The following is a 16,101-nucleotide window of genomic DNA, read 5'->3' as shown; positions in this document are numbered from 1 at the left end:
AGAAGGGTCAGTCGCCGAAAGAGATTCCCAGGTCACGCGCAGTCAGCATGGTATCCGAGTCGAGCGGGACGGTTTTCATGCGGCGCGTCGCTTCTTCCAGCGGCACATACCGCACGGTCGGCGGATCGAGCGCGACCATCACGCCGGACTGACCTTCTTCCAGGGCACGCACGGCAGCAGCGCCAAAACGGAGCGCCAGCAATCGGTCGAAGGTGGTTGGCGTGCCACCGCGCAGCAGATGCCCCAGCACCACCACGCGCGTCTCTCTGCCGGTCAAGGCTTCAAGTTCCCGCGCGACACGCTCGCCGATACCTCCTAACCGCTCGGCGCGCCCGGCCTCCTTTGGCGCAATCAGCGAAACGCTCCCCTCAATTGGGCGAGCGCCCTCGGCGACCACGACCACCGAGTAGGGGCGTCCTTCGGCTTCACGACTCTTGATCTTGGCAGCCACTTTATGAATATCATACGGAATTTCGGGAATAAGAACCGCATGCGCGGTTCCGGACACGCCAGCGTTGAGCGCAATCCAGCCAGCGTAGCGCCCCATCACCTCAACCACCATCACCCGCTGGTGCGCTTCGGCGGTTGTATGGAGGCGATCGATCGCTTCTGTGGCAAAGGCAACCGCCGTATCGAACCCGAAGGTTGCCACCGTGCCGTCCAGGTCGTTATCAATCGTTTTGGGAACGCCGATCACGCGCACCCCTTTGCGGGTCAGCGCCGAAGCAATTTCCATCGAACCATCGCCGCCGACCGAGATCAGGGCATCGATGCCATACACTGCCAGTCCGTTCACTATCTCGTCGGTGCGATCACGCTCGATCACCGTGCCATCGGGCAGTAGTGTCGGATAGCGCAGCGGATTGCCCCGATTGGTTGTGCCGATAATCGTGCCGCCAAGCGGCGTAATGCCATGCACCGTATCGCGAGTCAGCGGAATGACCCCGCCGCGCGGATAACTTTTCGGTGAAAGAATGCCATTGAAGCCATCGCGAATGCCATAACACTCCCATCCGCGGTTGAGTGCGCTCAACACCACTGCCCGGATGACGGCATTCAGGCCGGGTGCATCGCCGCCGCCGGTGCAGATGGCAATGCGCAGTCGTGAGGCGGTATCGATTGTCATAGCGCTGGTTCCTCTCCTCTCCTGAAACAGGCGCTTCCAGGCGTCCAGGGTGCATTCCGATCCGGCGAAAGACCGGATGTTCGCCCACTATTATACCGTCGGAATCTGATGGATCATCCAGAAACACCACGCGCCGCCGCGTCTCAGACGCAGCGGCGCGTTCATACGAGCGTGTGCGGGGTCGTTGCACAACGACAGCGGCGAGGAGCGCCCCGTCGTCCCTCATCACCGAAGGACGCAATCTCAGACTGGCAGATCAACAACGTTGATCGCGTCCTTGCCGCCGTACATATCCCACCAGGCTTTGGCGCCCTTGTCGAGCACTTCATTCAACGCCGTAATATTTTGCACGCCGCGGTCGTTGAGCCATGCCTCAAGCGCATCGTACCCTTCGCGCGCATAGACGGGGATGCCGTCCTGCCAGGTGGCGCGTCCACAAAGAACGCCGGCGAAGCGCGAACCGGCTTCGGCAGCCATCTCGAGCGACTCGCGGAACACCTCGTCGGTCACCCCGGCACTCAGGTAGATGAACGGCTTGGTGGCGGCATCCGACGCTTCACGGAAGAGTTTCAGCGCTTCCTGGCGGGTATACGCCTCCTGACCGCCAAACGCCTTCGTGCCCGAAACAAACTTCATGTTGACCGGCACTTCGACCTTCAGCACATCGACGCCATACTTCGGCTTGGAGAGTTCCTCCATGTACGCCGCGACATATTTTGGCTTCACTTTGGCAAATTCGAAGCTCTTTTCGTCGCCAATGTTGTCGTCATACGCCAGCGGTTCGAGGAAGAAGGGCACGTCGAGACCTTTGCACTCCGCGCCGACCCGCTCGAGGAACGCATGTTTGCGCGCCAGGATATCCGGGTCGTCGAAGGGATTGTAGTAGATCAAGATTTTGATCGCGTCGGCGCCAGCCTGAATCAGACTATACACACTCCAGTTGTCGAGCAGATCGGGCAGGCGCCCCTTGATAGTTGCATCGTACCCGGTTTTCTCATACGACATCAACACGCCAGCGTTGGGCGCCTTGTGCTGGAGCGCAGGCAGACCATACTCCGGGTCCATCAGGATGGCCGAAGCATACCTGGTCAGCACCTTGGTGACAGCGGTTTTGAACAGGGTCAGGTCTTCACTGGTCGCTGTTCCGCCTTCGCCACGCGCTTTCGCTATCGCCTTCTTGAGCGAACCGCGCTGATCCATTGCCGCTGCTGCAATCACGCCGCGTTCATTGGCACATTTGTTAATGCCATTGAATTTGCCGCGCGTCATCGTGACCGTGGCCATTGTCCACCTCCTTCAGTACAGGAACATCGGCTTGCCGAGCGGGTGTTTGACCCGCGGCCGATAGTTTTCCGTATCATACAGTTCTTCGACATCGACCCGCTTGACCCCCTGCACACAGGTATCGACCGGAACGGTGGTGTACTGACCGTTCTGGAGCGCCACCATACGACCACTGTGCCCCTGGAGCAACTGATCGACTGCAAGGTTCCCGTAGCAGATAGCCACCATCCGGTCGAGCGAGTCGGGAGCGCCGGCGCGCATCAGATACGATAGTTGCTGATAAACGATGTCGATGCCGGTGATCTTTTTGATCGCCTCGCCGGTGATCATGCCGATGCCGCCGAGTTTCCGGTGCCCATAAGCGTCTTCCTGCCCATACTCGACCACCTGACCGCCGATCATTGATGCGCCTTCTGAGATGACACAGATGGAATAGTTGCTCGGATTTCGTTTGCGGTCTTCGACCAGGAAGCGCGCCAGTTTTTCGACATCGAACGGCACTTCGGAGATAACAGCGCGATCAACATCCGCGAGATACGCCGAAATGAGCGCCGTTTCACCCGAGTTGCGCCCAAACAACTCGATCACTGCGATACGCTCGTGCGAGCCGGTCGGTGTGCGGAGGGCGTTGAGAAAATCGACACTGCGCGTGACCGCCGTTGAGAAACCGATGCAGTAATCGGTGCCAAACACGTCGTTATCCATCGTCTTAGGGATGGCGATCACCCGCACCCCCTCGCGATGCATGCGCACTGCGTAAGAGAGGGTGTCGTCGCCGCCAATCGGCACAAGCGTATCGATGCCGAGGTGTTCGAGCACGCGCAACACGTGCGGCGTGCAGTCAGCGGTCTTCTTTTCGCCGGAGAATTCGAACCTGCCTTTGAGAAATTCGGGCATATCCTTCTCCCGCACCTTCTGCGGGTTCGTGCGTGATGTGTGCAGGTGCGTTCCACCGTAGCGGTCAATCGTGCGAACGTCCGCTTTTGTAAGGGGCTGTACCCACTCCGATGCACTCTCCGGATCGTCCGGATTGTAGTAGAGCAACCCGGCCCAGCCGCGTCGAATGCCGATCACCTCGATCCCGGCGTCGTTGGCGCGATTCACCACGGCCTTGATACAGGGGTTCAAACCGGGAACATCACCACCGCCAGTCAGAATTCCGATCCGCATAATTCCTGTCTCCTCACTAAACTGAGCGATACCAGAGCCTTGTGAGCGTCGTGCTCATACGGTGCGCGAATCGTCCCGCAGCACCTGTGCATCTGCGCGGAGATATCGCTCACCAGGAACCACAGTGATGGCGCTCCAGTCGACGACTGCACGGCCAGGTCCGACAGGGTGACCGGCAGCCGAAAGCAGACGCCTGTGATGATTACGCTGAGACATACACTGCGCGCCGCTGCGGTGTGCGGCGACGCCATTGCCCACAAATCGGGATGATCACGCCATGCCTGTGTGGTACGCGATACATCGCCATTGTATACACGTTTTAACCCTGCTGCGGTTATGGAGTTCCGAACCGCGCGTAAATATCTCACAACCTTTGCTTGCCGGCGCTGGCTGCTGATATAATAACACAGGCGCTGAGACGGAGAATTGCGTGCATCGGATATTATACATGCGCTGGCAAAGCATGCGTCTACTATTCTCCTCTGTGGCATGCGTGGCGTTATGCTGCCTGTTGGTCGCTTCCACCGCCGCTCAAAGCGCTATCCCTGATACGACGGTGTATGAGTCATGGTTGCGCGAAGCATTCACTGCCGCGCAACGCCGTGATCGTGTCGGTCTTGAAGAAGCGGCGGATCGCCTGATTGCAACGACGGCAGTGCGCCTGCCCGATGGAACGGTTGTATCGGTGAGCAATGCCTGGTTGCAGGATGCATTGTCGTCACCGACCCCTGATTTTCCACTGATCGCGGCGCGTCTCGGAGCGCTGATCGACGCGCGGGCGCTGCCAATGCCATCGGCGCCAACCGATGCGCTCGAACGACTGGATCGCCTGCTTTCGGCGCCACCGTTTGGTCGTTCCGAGACGCCTGAAACACCGCAGTGGCTGATCGATTTCTTCGACTGGCTGGCGTGGGTGATCGAAACCCTTCTGCGTCCGCTCGAAGCCGTTCCACCTGCTTCAACCAATGTAGTCGCCTGGCTGCTGACGCTGGTCGGCATTGTGCTGTTGCTGGCAGTGATCGTGTATCTGATCATCAACCTGCGGCGCGGTATGGTGCGCGACGCACAGATCGCCGCACACAGCGACGATCCTGTGCCGACGGCGGCTGAGGCGTTCGATCAGGCTGGCGCTCTGGCGCGCGACGGCGATTACCGTGCAGCGGTGCGCAGTCTCTATCTTTCAGCGCTCCTCTGGCTCGATGAACAGGACATGGTGCGCTACGACCGCGCATTGACCAACCGCGAGTATCTGGAACGGGCGCAACGCAATCCCGCATTGCTGGCGCGCCTGACGCCGGTGATCGAAACGTTCGATCAGGTCTGGTACGGTCATGCGCCTGTCGATGCATCGGCGTTCGCGGCGTATCGCCAACAGATCGAGGCGTTGCGCCGCGAGACGGGAGCGCAACAGGCATGACGCAGGTGCGCGATCTGCTGATCATTGCCGGTCTGTTTGGCGTTCTGATCGTCTTTGTCGTTGCCGGTCCAGGGCGAACACTGCCACAGGACCCCAACCTTCCCAGCACGTACTCAACTGCGCCGACCGGGGCGCTTGCGCTGTACGAATGGACGCGCGCGCTAGGGTATGATGCGCGCCGACTCGAGTATCGTCGCTTCGAGGTCACCGATGACGATGCAGTGCTGGTGATCCTTAGCCCAAGCGAGCCAATCAGTCGCGCCCATGCGCGCGACATTCTGGCGTGGGTCGAGCGTGGCGGGACGCTGATCTTCGCCGACGATGCGCCGACGGGCTTCAGCGCGTCGGATGCATTGCTCGATGCGTTGCAGGTGCGGACCACCGTTCTCACCGACACATCGATCGTCGAGCGCGCGCCAGCGTTGCAGCCGGTATTCGATCAACCGCCGGTGCGCGAAATCTCGGTTCGCACCCGGCGCACACTCGAATTCCAACGAAACGACTATGCGCCTCTGTTTGGCGCTTCCGGTCAGGTTCTGATTGCGGGCATCCGGATCGGCAGCGGCTATGTGTACGTCAGTGCAAGTGTGCAACTGTTCACAAACAGCGGGTTGCGCGATCCGCAAAATGCGGCGCTGGTGTTGAATATGCTGCGACGCCTGCCGCCGGGTGGGCGTATTCTGTTCGATGAGTATCATCACGGGCTGATAGCGCCTCCATCGCCAACCGATGGATTGCTCACCACGCCGTGGGGGTGGGCGGGGGTCTATGTCGCAACAGCAACGGCGCTGTTCCTGTTGCTGGGCGGGCGACGCTTCGGTCGCGCTGTACCGCTCAAGGAAGAGACTGCACGCCGCAGCAGCGCAGAGTACCTCGACAGCATGGCGGACCTGTATCGGCGCGGCGGCAAACGCCGGTACATGCTGCAACACTTCTATGCCGATTTCAAGCGTCGGCTTGCGCAGCCATACGGGATCAATCCGCACCTTGAGGATCGTGAATTCGTGTATCAATTGGCACGAGTGCGTCCCATCGACGAGGCGGCGCTGCTGGCGCTGCTTTCGCAACTGCGGGCAACGCCGTCGTCCGATGCCGATCTGTTGCGCATCGTTGCGGCAGCGGACGCATTCATTGCCGCACAGGCGCGCGAGCGATTATAATGCTTGAATGCAGGAGCAACTGTGAAACTCAACATCGCCGGGCGTTTGCATCCCACGCTCAATCTGCTCGATGAAGGATGTGCGATCTACCGACGCCATTTCACCAGTTTTGTGGCGATTGGACTGGAATGGTTGACGCCGATTGCGATTGCGATCGGTGTGCTGGTGGGTAATGCCGAACGGATCGATGCAAACTGGCTCGTGGTGATCGTTCTGGCAGGCTTGCTTTTGGCGATTCCGCTGGCGCTCTACCTGATCGGCGGACTGTCGCGCGCTGCCATGGCTGCCATCGACGGTCGCACCATCGATCTGCGCGAGGCGCTGGCGATCCATCCGCTCGGCGTGGCAAAAGCCGGGTGTTTTACAATCATCTACGGCTTCATGATGCAGGTCGCATCCTCTGCCGTGAGTCTGCTCTGTGTCTGCCCAGTGTATGTGATGGGATTGAGCGCGTCGGTGTTTTTTGCGTCTGTCGACTCCGATAGCCCCCTGGGCATCACAGCGCTGGCAGTATTCGGTTTGTTGCTCGTCGGGATGTATGTGTTGGCGTTCATTATCGGCGGCATCAGTTACAGCAGCTTATTCTATGCCCTCCAGCCATGGCTTGTCGAACGGCTACGGTTTGGTGAGGCGCTGGAGCGCAGCGTTGATCTGATCATCTTCCGCTTTCGCAGCAATCTGGTTGTCTGGGGAGTGAGCGCACTCCTGGTCTTCGCAGTCGGTCTTTCGGTCAGTCTGGCAGTCGGGGTGATTGTGCCACTACCTGCCTTCCTTTTGCTCGGCGCCGAGTCGACAGTTGCCCAGGCAATCGCCAGTATCGCGTGGCTACTCGGTCTGGCGCTGGTGTTGCCGCCATGGTTCATCTGGATGGCATTGCTCTACCGTCGCAATCTGGCAGCGCGCAGCGGCGCCGATCTGACGCGGCGGGTCGAGGAATGGGCAAGAGCAGTGAAGGTGGAAGGTTGAAGGAAGAGGCGCACCCGGACGCAGGGGCGCGCCCAGGAATATAGAGCCAGGAATCGACCATGATTACCCACGACATCGCCACAGCACTCCGCACCGAAGCGGCGAGAGTGATCGTCGGACAGGACGAGCCGTTAACGCAGATGATGATTGCGCTGTTCTGTGGCGGTCATGTGCTGCTCGAGGGCGTGCCCGGCACCGCCAAGACGTTGATGGCGAAGACGCTGGCGATGCTGGTCAACGCAGAGTTCAAACGGGTGCAGTTCACTCCCGATCTGATGCCCTCTGATGTGATCGGTACGCAGGTCTTCGAGATGGGCACAGGGCAATTTCGTCTGCACAAAGGACCGGTGTTCACCAACATTTTGCTCGGCGATGAGATCAACCGCGCGCCGGCAAAGACGCAGAGCGCACTGCTCGAAGCCATGGAGGAACGCCAGGTGACAATCGAAGGGCAACGGCTGCCGCTGCCAGAGCCGTTCTTCGTCCTTGCGACACAGAATCCTATTGAGTACGAAGGCGCCTATCCGCTGCCAGAAGCGCAACTCGACCGCTTCTTGTTCAAAGTGATTGTTGACTATGCACCGCAGGAGATCGAGATCGAAGTACTGCGGCGCTATCACGCCGGCTTCGATGCTCATCGTCTGGACGACATTGGGTTGCGTCCGGTGATGAATAACGCAATCCTGGCGCAGTGTCGCGCCGAGATACGCCAGGTGCAGGTAGATGATGGCATTCTGAAGTATATTACCGACATTGCGCAGGCGAGTCGCAAAAGTCTCGATCTGATGCTCGGCGGGAGTCCGCGCGCTTCGATCAGCCTGCTCCTCGCCGCCAAAACCTGGGCTGCCATGCAGAACCGCGCCTACGTCATCCCTGATGATGTCAAGTTGCTGGTGCGACCGGTCTACCGTCACCGTATCATTTTGAAGCCGGAAGCCGAGATCGAAGGATTGACGCCCGACACAGTGATGGCGCGGATTCTGGCACGGGTCGACGTACCGAGGTGAGAGGCGAGAGGTGAGAGGTGAGAGGCAAGAGGCGTGAGGCAAGAGGCAAGAGGCATGAGGCAAGAGGCAAGAGGCGTGAGGCAAGAGGCAAGAGGCGTGAGGCAAGAGGCGTGAGGCGTGAGGCAAGAGGCGTGAGGCGTGAGGAGCGTTACACCTGCCAACGTTGAACGTAGTAAGGTTGCACGTAGGGGCGTGGCGGCGCCACGTCCACGGTGAACACGAGGCGGAACATCCTTCGTGCCGCTTCGTGTCCTTCGTGGACGATCCAGCGAACGAGGCGTGAGGGGTGAGACGCGAGGAGCGAGGCGTGAGGCGTGAGGCAAGAGGCGTGAGGAGCGTTACACCTGCCAACGTTGAACGTGGTAAGGTTGCACGTAGGGGCGTGGCGGCGCTACGTCCACGGTGAACACGAGGCGGAACATCCTTCGTGCCGCTTCGTGTCCTTCGTGGACGATCCAGCGAACGAGGCGTGAGGGGTGAGACGCGAGGAGCGAGGCAAGAGGCGTGAAGCAAGAGGCAAGGGGCGTGAGGCAAGAGGCAAGAGGCGTGAGGCAAGAGGCAAGAGGCAAGAGGCGTGAGGCGTGAGGCAAGAGGCGTGAGGCGTGAGGAGCGTTACACCTGCCAACGTTGAACGTAGTAAGGTTGCACGTAGGGGCGTGGCGGCGCCACGTCCACGGTGAACACGAGGCGGAACATCCTTCGTGCCGCTTCGTGTCCTTCGTGGACGATCCAGCGAACGAGGCGTGAGGGGTGAGACGCGAGGAGCGAGGCGTGAGGCGTGAGGCAAGAGGCGTGAGGGGTGAGGGGTTATTCATCACTCGTCACTCACCACTCGTCACGCATCACTCGTCACTCGTCACGGTTAAACGCATGATTCCGACACTGCGGCTCTATCTTCTCCTGCTCCCCGGAGCGGCGCTGGTTGCCGGGGTGGCGCTTACGCCACTCATGCTCTGGATTGCAGTCGCTTATCTTGTTGTCGTGGCGGCGCTGGTGGTCGCCGATTATCTGCTGACCGACCGACCCGCTGCACTTGAGGTCGAACGCATCCACGATTCGCGCCTTTCCCTTGGCGCCAATAATCCGGTAACCATCCTCATCGCCAGCCGCGCTCGCCGCCCGTTGACCCTGCAAATCCGTGACGAGCACCCGGACGACATCCCCGCCGACGCAACCATTGTGACAGGAAAAGTCGAACCATTCGCGCTGCTCGAAGCGCGCTACCATCTGAGACCAGTACGGCGTGGCGACTACACGTTTGGCAATATCAATATTCGCTATCTCAGCGTATTTGGTACATTCGTGCAGCAGGCGCGATACCCGGCAGAGGCGGCGTTCAAGGTGTATCCGAATGTCCTGGATATTCGCACGTATGATCTCCTGGCGCGCAAAGGTCTACTCCTCGAAATGGGGTTGCGCCCGGCGCGCATCTTCGGGCAGGGAGTTGAGTTCGAGCGTCTGCGCGAATATCGCCCCGACGATGAGTTTCGGCGGATCAACTGGAAAGCGACCGCGCGCCGGGGGAAGCCGATTGCTGCCGAATATGAAACCGAACGCAGCCGGTATATCATCAGCGTCATCGACACCGGTCGCCTCATGCGCGCGCCGGTTGAGGATGGCGATATCAGCCTTGCCCGGCTCGACTACGCCATCAATGCAACACTGCTGCTCTCGTATGTGGTCACCCTCAAAGGCGATCACGCGGGCATGCTGACGTTCGCTGACGACGTGCGCACCTATCTGTCTCCCAGACGCGGCAAAAGCCAGTTCTACCGCATGCTCGAGACGTTGTACAACGTCCAGTTCGAGCCAGTCGAGTCCGACTATGCACGCGCACTGACCTATCTGAGCGCCAGGCACAGGCGACGATCACTGGTCATCGTGTTCACCGATCTGGTGACCCTCGATGCGGCGCGCGATCTGATCGCGCACATGGCACGGATGGCGCGGCGTCACCTGATCCTGTGCGTGGTTCTCTCCGATCCGAACGTGACCCGACTTGTCGGGCGACCGCCGACCGACACGAGCGACGTGTACCGGCGCGGGGTGGCGGAAATGCTGCTGGCAGAACGGCGCGTCGTCCTCGAAACGCTGCACCGGACTGGCGTGCTGACCCTCGATGTTCCTGCTCATCGGCTCAGTGTGGCGGTTATCGAGAAGTATCTGGAATTGAAAGGGAGAGGGATGTTGTAATGCAATGGGCGGGTTGCAGGTGCGAACGTCGCGATGGAGCATCGCGACGGTGAAGGTTCCATGTGGCACGTTGAATATTGAACGTTAGATCAAAGACAAAAGCGCAGTCGGGACCGCAGGTGCAAAGGCGCACTTCTGGCGTCCCTCTGCGCTCTCTGCGTCTCTGTGGTTCAAAAAAGTAAGAAGGGCAGAGTGTTGCGTGTCGAAAGTGAGAAGGTTTCAGGTGTGAAGGCGCTGAATAGTGCTGAACATGTGGTACAATCATGCGCGTGATTGTCCAACGTCATATTCGCCACATCCTTGCCGATGTCGAAGCAGCCATTCCGCCGGATGGCAAGCGCGACTACTTCCGCCTGCACCGTGATCGTTTTGCCATGCTCCTGGCAGCCATTCCGCCGGACGCAGGCAGCTGCGCACTCGAAATCGGGGTCAATCCGGGGTTGTTCACCCAGGCGCTGGTGCGCGCCGGGTACTGTGTCTGCGGCACCGATCTCTTCCCGGAACATCGCGCGGAATTGTGGCGCCGTCTAGGGGTCGAGGTGCGTCGCTGGAATATCGATACCGAACCGCCGCCTTACCCGCCAGAGTCGTTCGATCTGATCATCTTCTCGGAAGTTATCGAGCATCTTGCGAATCCGCCAATCGACGCACTGGCAACCATGCGGGAATTGCTGGTTCCGGGAGGATACCTCCTGATCTCGACGCCGAACCAGTTCTATTTGAAGAGTCGCTTGCGGGTGCTGGCAGATATTCTGCTGCTTCGGCCGTTCGAGCACGATGACGAGTTTCAACATTGGGCGAACCTGAAAGCGGAGGCGCGCTACTACACCCATAGCCGGCTCTACAGTATGCGCCAGATCTGCTGGATGCTCGATCAGGCAGGATTGGTCGTTCAACAGCGCATCTATGGCGACCCATGGGAGCGGGTTGGGCTGGAATGGTCGCGGCTCTTGCGTCACCCGCACCGCTGGTTGGGCAAAGCGCTGCTCTGGGGCGCGACACGCGCAATCCCTCCGGCGCGCTCGATGCTCCTGATCGTTGCGCAGCGTCCGGGCGTGCGCCGGCGACCAGGACGCACCTGAAGACGATGTGGCAGAGAGTCAGAACTAGCGCCTCTATGCTGCCGACGCTTGGCTACCTGGCGCTCAGCCTGATCATTATGGCGCCGGTGCTGCCGGTTTTTACCACGGCTATCCCTGGCGGTCCAATCGCGGAAGTCGATGGATGGCAAAACGTCTGGAACCTCTGGTGGGTGCATCGCGCGCTGGCGACGCCGACCAATCCGTTCTTTACACCCCTGCTGTTCTATCCACAAGGCGTCGATCTCACACTGCAAACGCTCAACATCAGCAATGGCATTCTGTTTCTGCCGGTGACGGCGCTCTTTGGTCCGATTGCCGCATACAATGCCGCTGTTCTGACGGCGCTGGTTCTGTCGGGTGTCGGCGGGTACGCCCTGGCGCTGCGGGTGAGCGGGGATCGTCTGGCGGCGTTCATCGGCGGCGCCATCTTCGCCTTTTCGCCGTTTCACCTGACGAAAATCTGGGATGGTCAACTGGAGATGATCACGCTGCAATGGGCGGCGTTCTATGCGTTCTTCCTGTTACGCGCGGTTGAAGATTTGCGGCGGCGCGATGCGCTGATCGCCGGCGTCTTTCTGGCGCTGACGGGATACACGAGCTGGTACTACCTGTTCTTTTTCGGGGTCTACACCCTCTTGTTTGCAGCAATCTGGCTGGCAGGCGCCGCGCGTGAGCGGCGAGTTCCGATGCTCCGGCAGTTTATGTTCACCGCCGCGAGTGGTGTAACGCTGCTGCTGCCGTTGCTCATCGCGGCGGGACGCACTGCTCTTACGACGACCGGTGTCATTGGTATGCGGTTCGACCCGTCCAATCCGCTCGACCTTATCCTGATTCATTCCGCCAATCTCTATGATTTGTTCCTTCCCAACGGTCTGCATCCATTGTGGGGAAGCGCTGTGGAGACGCTGGTGCGCACATGGCATCCCTACATCGGCGCCTGGAATATCGCGCTCGGCTATACAGCGCTGGCGCTGGCGACGGCTGCGCTGGCGCTGGCGCGCAGCAACGCATGGCGCTGGGCGGTGATCGGACTGGCGGCTATTGTGTTGTCGCTTGGTCCTCTCGTTCACATCGGCGCAACGCGGACCGCGATCCCATTGCCGTATCAGATTCTGCTGGCGCTGCCAGGACTGGAACTGGCGCGTCGTCCCAGTCACTTTGTCGTTATTGCAACTCTGATGCTGGCGCCGCTCGCGGCGCTTGGACTTCAGGCGTTACGTCAGCGGGCGACTCATCGCCACGGGTATCTGCTGGCGGGAGTGACGCTGGCAGCCATCGCTTTCGAGTACGCGCCGCCACACTGGTCGCTCTTCCCATTCCGTATCCATCCCTACTACGCCCAGATATCCGCCGTTCCCGGAGCGGTTATCGAGATACCGCCGTTGCTCGAAGCCAGCCTGCCGCTCAAGGCGCAGATCGTGCATGGGCAGCCGTTAGTCGGCGGATTCGTCTCACGTCCGCCGCGCTACCGGTTTGTCGAACAGGCGCCGGGGGTGCGTCAACTCTGGACAATGCGACCTGACGATACCCATCTCTTTGTTGATCGAGCAGATAACCGATTGAAGGAGTTCAATGCCTATGGCGTGCGTCATATCATCATCCACTGGGCGTGGGTCGCGCCGGAACGTCGTGCGGAGCTTCAGGCGGCGCTGCGGCAGGCGCTTGGCGATCTTGCGCCGGTGTACGCAGACGAGGAGTTGAGCGCATACCGTGTGCCGACAATGGATTCGGGGACAGTTGCATACGCATCATTCGGCGATGGATGGCATACCGAAGAGCGAGACGGCGATCGGCGCTGGCGCTGGATGGGACCGGAGGGGGAAATCGTGCTGGTGAATGCCGGGGAGCACGATGCGCCGGTTCGTCTGTCGCTCGACGTGCGATCCTACGCAGAAGCGCGTCAGGTTATGCTGCTGTTTGATCAGCATCTGCTGGGTGATCGGCTTGTCGAACCAGCAGGCGTCCGATTGTCGATCCACCTGCTTCTGCCCCCTGGCGAACATCGTGTGCTTTTGCGCGCAAATGCGATGCCCGATCCGGCTCTTCCGGCGCGATTGATCAGTATTGTCGTTTCTGATGCTCATCTGCAAACCATTCAGCGGCGCATCGATGCACTGGCACAGAAGATGTAGAATACGGGAAACGCTCCATCCTTCCACTGCTCGCGCTACATTGCGCTTTCGCTGCAAAGAAACATATGATTCGCTCATTAGGACAATCTCATTTGACCGATAGAACGGCAGGATTACCCCGTCGGGCGAGATACGCCATCTATAGTGAACTTCTTATCCTTGCGGTTCTTATTGCGCTCTGTGCCGCTTACCTGATCGTCGTGCAACACAATCCAGTGCGATACACGTTCGATGAAGCACGCGACAGGCTTGATGGCAGGGGTTGGTATGGGGTCGAGCAGAATGGTTCGTTCACCTACCGCTGGTCGGCGGGCAGCGCTGAGGCGCGTCTGCCGCTCCGCCACAAGAGTGGGCGAACCTATGTGATAACGCTGACAGCGCAATCACTTCATCCGGAAGGACCGCAACCCATCCGCTTTTTGCTGAATGACCGGTTGCTCACGGAAGTCACTCCGGATCGTGAAGCGCGCACCTACCGTTTTCTTCTCGCGCCAGCAGGAGGAGACGCGGGCATGCGATTTGGGTTTTCCACGCGTCCCTTTCGCCCTGCTGACGACAACCGTGATCTGGGGTTGCTGGTGAGTCGTCTGGTCATTCAGCCGACTCCGGCGCTCGATTGGATACTGGCGTTTGGCGCTCCCGTGGGTCTGATGGTTCTGTGGGGAAGCATTCGCCGACGCGCTGCGCGCTGGCCCGCACTGGCGGTCGTTGCAATTCACACGCTGGCACTAATGACGGCTGCAACGCTCTATCGTCCGACTGCCCTGCCATGTACCTGGTTTGCATTCCCCACCCTGACGGCCGCTGCGCTGAGCGTCTTTATCGCACAGGCGACACCGGCGCGCATCGGGCTGGCGGCATTGACGGCGCTAGTCGGCTACAGCGGTGTCATCTGGCCGCTGGCGTTTACCGATGATGCCTTCATTTCGTTCCACTACGCGCGCAATCTGGTCGCCGGGCATGGACTGGTCTTCAATCCTGGTGAACGGGTCGAGGGATACACGAATTTCCTCTGGACAATGCTCGCAGCGCTGACCATCCGGCTCGGCGGCGATCCGGTGTTCTGGGGATATGCCGCCGGCATCGTCATCGGTCTGGCGATCACTCTGGTTTCCTACCGTATCGCAGTGCCGCTGATCGGTCCAGGGTGGGGGCTTGCCGCCACGCTCCTGGCGGCAAGCAGCCAGAGTCTGCTCGTGTATACCGCGCGAGGCGCCGGTATGGAGACAGGGTTCTTTACGCTCCTCATCCTGCTGGGTTGTGGCATGTATCTATCGGCGTATCGAACTCGACGCTCACAGTGGTATCTCTTCGCCGGCGTAATCTTCGCTCTTGCGGCGCTGACTCGACCAGAGGGGGTTATGGTTTTCGGGTTAACGGTTGGACACCGGTTCTTCGTTGCCCTGCGCAATGAGTCGAAGACCGGCGAGTCCCTGATCATGCGAGCACAATCCGCCGTGCGATCAGCGTCGCCGCTCATTGTGGCGTTTCTCAGTCTGTTTGCGCCGTACTTCGCCTGGCGTTGGCAATATTACGGCGATCTCCTTCCCAACACGTTCTATGCGAAGACCGGCGGAGGAGCGCAGCAGTGGCTGCGCGGGCTGGATTACGCTGTCGATTTTGCGTTGATTTTCGGCGGTCCGCTCCTGCTTTTCGCTGCTGCGGCGCCGTTGGCGGCGTTTGCTGATCGTTCTTCGAGGAACCAATGGCACGATGCGCTGATGACGCCGACGGGGTATCTCTGGCTGATTTGTACTGCCTACACGGCCTACATTATCTCCATTGGAGGCGATCATTTTCCGGGGGAACGATTCTTTGCGCCGATCATTCCATTGCTGGCGATTCTGATCATAACCGGTCTCTCTGCCCTGACCCTTAGCGCTCTTGCGCGTCGTGCGCCGCGGCTCGCGTATGCAACCGCGACAGTTGCGGTGGCGATAGCGGCATGGCTGGGATTGAACCGTGGCGAGGCGCTGGAGCAGCGGGTGATCGGAAACGATGAAAGCGTCTGGATATGGGCAGATCTGGGTCTGTGGCTCAATCGAAATACACCGCCGGATGCGAGCGTTGCAGCAGCGGGGATCGGCGCGATTGCCTACTATTCACAGCGTGAAACGATTGACCTGCACGGTTTGACCGACCGGCACATCGCGCGGGTGGCGGTGGAGGGAATGGGGAGCGGTCCGGCAGGACATGAGAAACGCGATCCTGAGTATGTGCTCAATGTTCGTAAGCCGACCTATATCCCGCGTTTCTGGGAGGACTATTTTGGCGGGGCGGCTGTTTTGCAGCAGCAGTATGAACTGATCACCATTCGCACCGATCGAGGGTATGATCTCCAACTGTGGCGGAGATTGCCGATAGCGCCTTGACAACCTCTGCCATCGTGTGCCATAATCTGAAGGCTATCGACATGATCGCTGGCATCTCACCTCGTCCTTCGAGAATCCTGCATATGCGTCTCTCTATCATCTTGGGTCCTCGTCATCGTGAGCCTGTCAAACTGCGCAGAGAATCTTTTCTCTCCTGCAAACCATTCATTCACGGGCGCACTGTTTTTCCCG

The 16,101-nt window shown here is 59.8% G+C and carries 11 protein-coding genes; 8 read left to right on the top strand and 3 right to left on the bottom strand.

Annotated elements, in window-relative coordinates; all coding sequences use genetic code 11:
• Positions 1 to 7: 7 nt before the first annotated feature.
• From RCAS_RS12970 to RCAS_RS12960, 3 genes are all read right to left on the bottom strand, one after another.
• Positions 8 to 1,126 (bottom strand): 6-phosphofructokinase, encoded by a 1,119-nt coding sequence (locus RCAS_RS12970; RefSeq protein ID WP_012121019.1) that lies wholly within the window; start codon positions 1,124 to 1,126, stop codon positions 8 to 10.
• Between the two features lie 243 nt (positions 1,127 to 1,369).
• A complete protein-coding gene (locus RCAS_RS12965) occupies positions 1,370 to 2,410 on the bottom strand; it encodes a tagatose 1,6-diphosphate aldolase (protein ID WP_012121018.1) in 1,041 nt (346 codons plus the stop codon).
• 12 nt (positions 2,411 to 2,422) lie between these two features.
• Complete coding sequence (locus RCAS_RS12960; RefSeq protein WP_012121017.1) at positions 2,423 to 3,580, bottom strand: 6-phosphofructokinase; 1,158 nt, start codon at positions 3,578 to 3,580, stop codon at positions 2,423 to 2,425.
• Positions 3,581 to 4,010: 430 nt separating this feature from the next.
• Between RCAS_RS12960 and RCAS_RS12955 the strand changes: the two genes are divergently transcribed.
• The 8 genes from RCAS_RS12955 to RCAS_RS12920 all read left to right on the top strand — a co-directional run bounded on the left by RCAS_RS12955 (position 4,011) and on the right by RCAS_RS12920 (position 15,909).
• The gene (locus RCAS_RS12955; protein WP_012121016.1) at positions 4,011 to 4,997 is read left to right on the top strand and encodes a DUF4129 domain-containing protein; all 987 of its coding nucleotides are present in this window, start codon (positions 4,011 to 4,013) and stop codon (positions 4,995 to 4,997) included.
• Positions 4,994 to 6,157, top strand: a complete 1,164-nt coding sequence (locus RCAS_RS12950) for a DUF4350 domain-containing protein (RefSeq protein WP_012121015.1) — start codon at positions 4,994 to 4,996, stop codon at positions 6,155 to 6,157. Before RCAS_RS12955 ends, RCAS_RS12950 begins: the two co-directional genes overlap by 4 nt.
• Before the next feature lie 21 nt (positions 6,158 to 6,178).
• Entirely contained in the window at positions 6,179 to 7,123 is a 945-nt protein-coding gene (locus RCAS_RS12945) for a hypothetical protein (RefSeq protein WP_012121014.1), read from the top strand.
• A gap of 59 nt (positions 7,124 to 7,182) precedes the next feature.
• Positions 7,183 to 8,130: an AAA family ATPase gene (locus RCAS_RS12940; protein WP_012121013.1), complete on the top strand. Its 948-nt coding sequence runs from the start codon at positions 7,183 to 7,185 to the stop codon at positions 8,128 to 8,130.
• Between the two features lie 870 nt (positions 8,131 to 9,000).
• Positions 9,001 to 10,323 (top strand): DUF58 domain-containing protein, encoded by a 1,323-nt coding sequence (locus tag RCAS_RS12935; protein WP_012121012.1) that lies wholly within the window; start codon positions 9,001 to 9,003, stop codon positions 10,321 to 10,323.
• A gap of 263 nt (positions 10,324 to 10,586) precedes the next feature.
• On the top strand, positions 10,587 to 11,405 hold the full coding sequence (locus RCAS_RS12930; protein ID WP_012121011.1) for a class I SAM-dependent methyltransferase: 819 nt from the start codon (positions 10,587 to 10,589) through the stop codon (positions 11,403 to 11,405).
• Between the two features lie 35 nt (positions 11,406 to 11,440).
• Positions 11,441 to 13,537: a hypothetical protein gene (locus RCAS_RS12925; protein WP_232280010.1), complete on the top strand. Its 2,097-nt coding sequence runs from the start codon at positions 11,441 to 11,443 to the stop codon at positions 13,535 to 13,537.
• 92 nt (positions 13,538 to 13,629) lie between these two features.
• A complete protein-coding gene (locus tag RCAS_RS12920) occupies positions 13,630 to 15,909 on the top strand; it encodes an ArnT family glycosyltransferase (RefSeq protein WP_198135928.1) in 2,280 nt (759 codons plus the stop codon).
• Positions 15,910 to 16,101 lie beyond the last annotated feature (192 nt).

It is taken from the genome of Roseiflexus castenholzii DSM 13941, assembly GCF_000017805.1.
Taxonomy (GTDB): Bacteria; Chloroflexota; Chloroflexia; order Chloroflexales; family Roseiflexaceae; genus Roseiflexus; species Roseiflexus castenholzii.
Note: the sequence above shows the minus strand (reverse complement) of the source record. Positions and strands in the feature narration are given on the sequence as shown.

What these genes read in the sequence shown, in the direction of transcription:
- RCAS_RS12970 (WP_012121019.1), bottom strand. Translation starts at nt 1,126, where the DNA reads ATGACAATCGATACCGCCTCACGACTGCGCATTGCCATCTGCACCGGC.
- RCAS_RS12965 (WP_012121018.1), bottom strand. Translation starts at nt 2,410, where the DNA reads ATGGCCACGGTCACGATGACGCGCGGCAAATTCAATGGCATTAACAAA.
- RCAS_RS12960 (WP_012121017.1), bottom strand. Translation starts at nt 3,580, where the DNA reads ATGCGGATCGGAATTCTGACTGGCGGTGGTGATGTTCCCGGTTTGAAC.
- RCAS_RS12950 (WP_012121015.1), top strand. Translation starts at nt 4,994, where the DNA reads ATGACGCAGGTGCGCGATCTGCTGATCATTGCCGGTCTGTTTGGCGTT.
- RCAS_RS12940 (WP_012121013.1), top strand. Translation starts at nt 7,183, where the DNA reads ATGATTACCCACGACATCGCCACAGCACTCCGCACCGAAGCGGCGAGA.
- RCAS_RS12935 (WP_012121012.1), top strand. Translation starts at nt 9,001, where the DNA reads ATGATTCCGACACTGCGGCTCTATCTTCTCCTGCTCCCCGGAGCGGCG.
- RCAS_RS12930 (WP_012121011.1), top strand. Translation starts at nt 10,587, where the DNA reads ATGCGCGTGATTGTCCAACGTCATATTCGCCACATCCTTGCCGATGTC.
- RCAS_RS12925 (WP_232280010.1), top strand. Translation starts at nt 11,441, where the DNA reads ATGCTGCCGACGCTTGGCTACCTGGCGCTCAGCCTGATCATTATGGCG.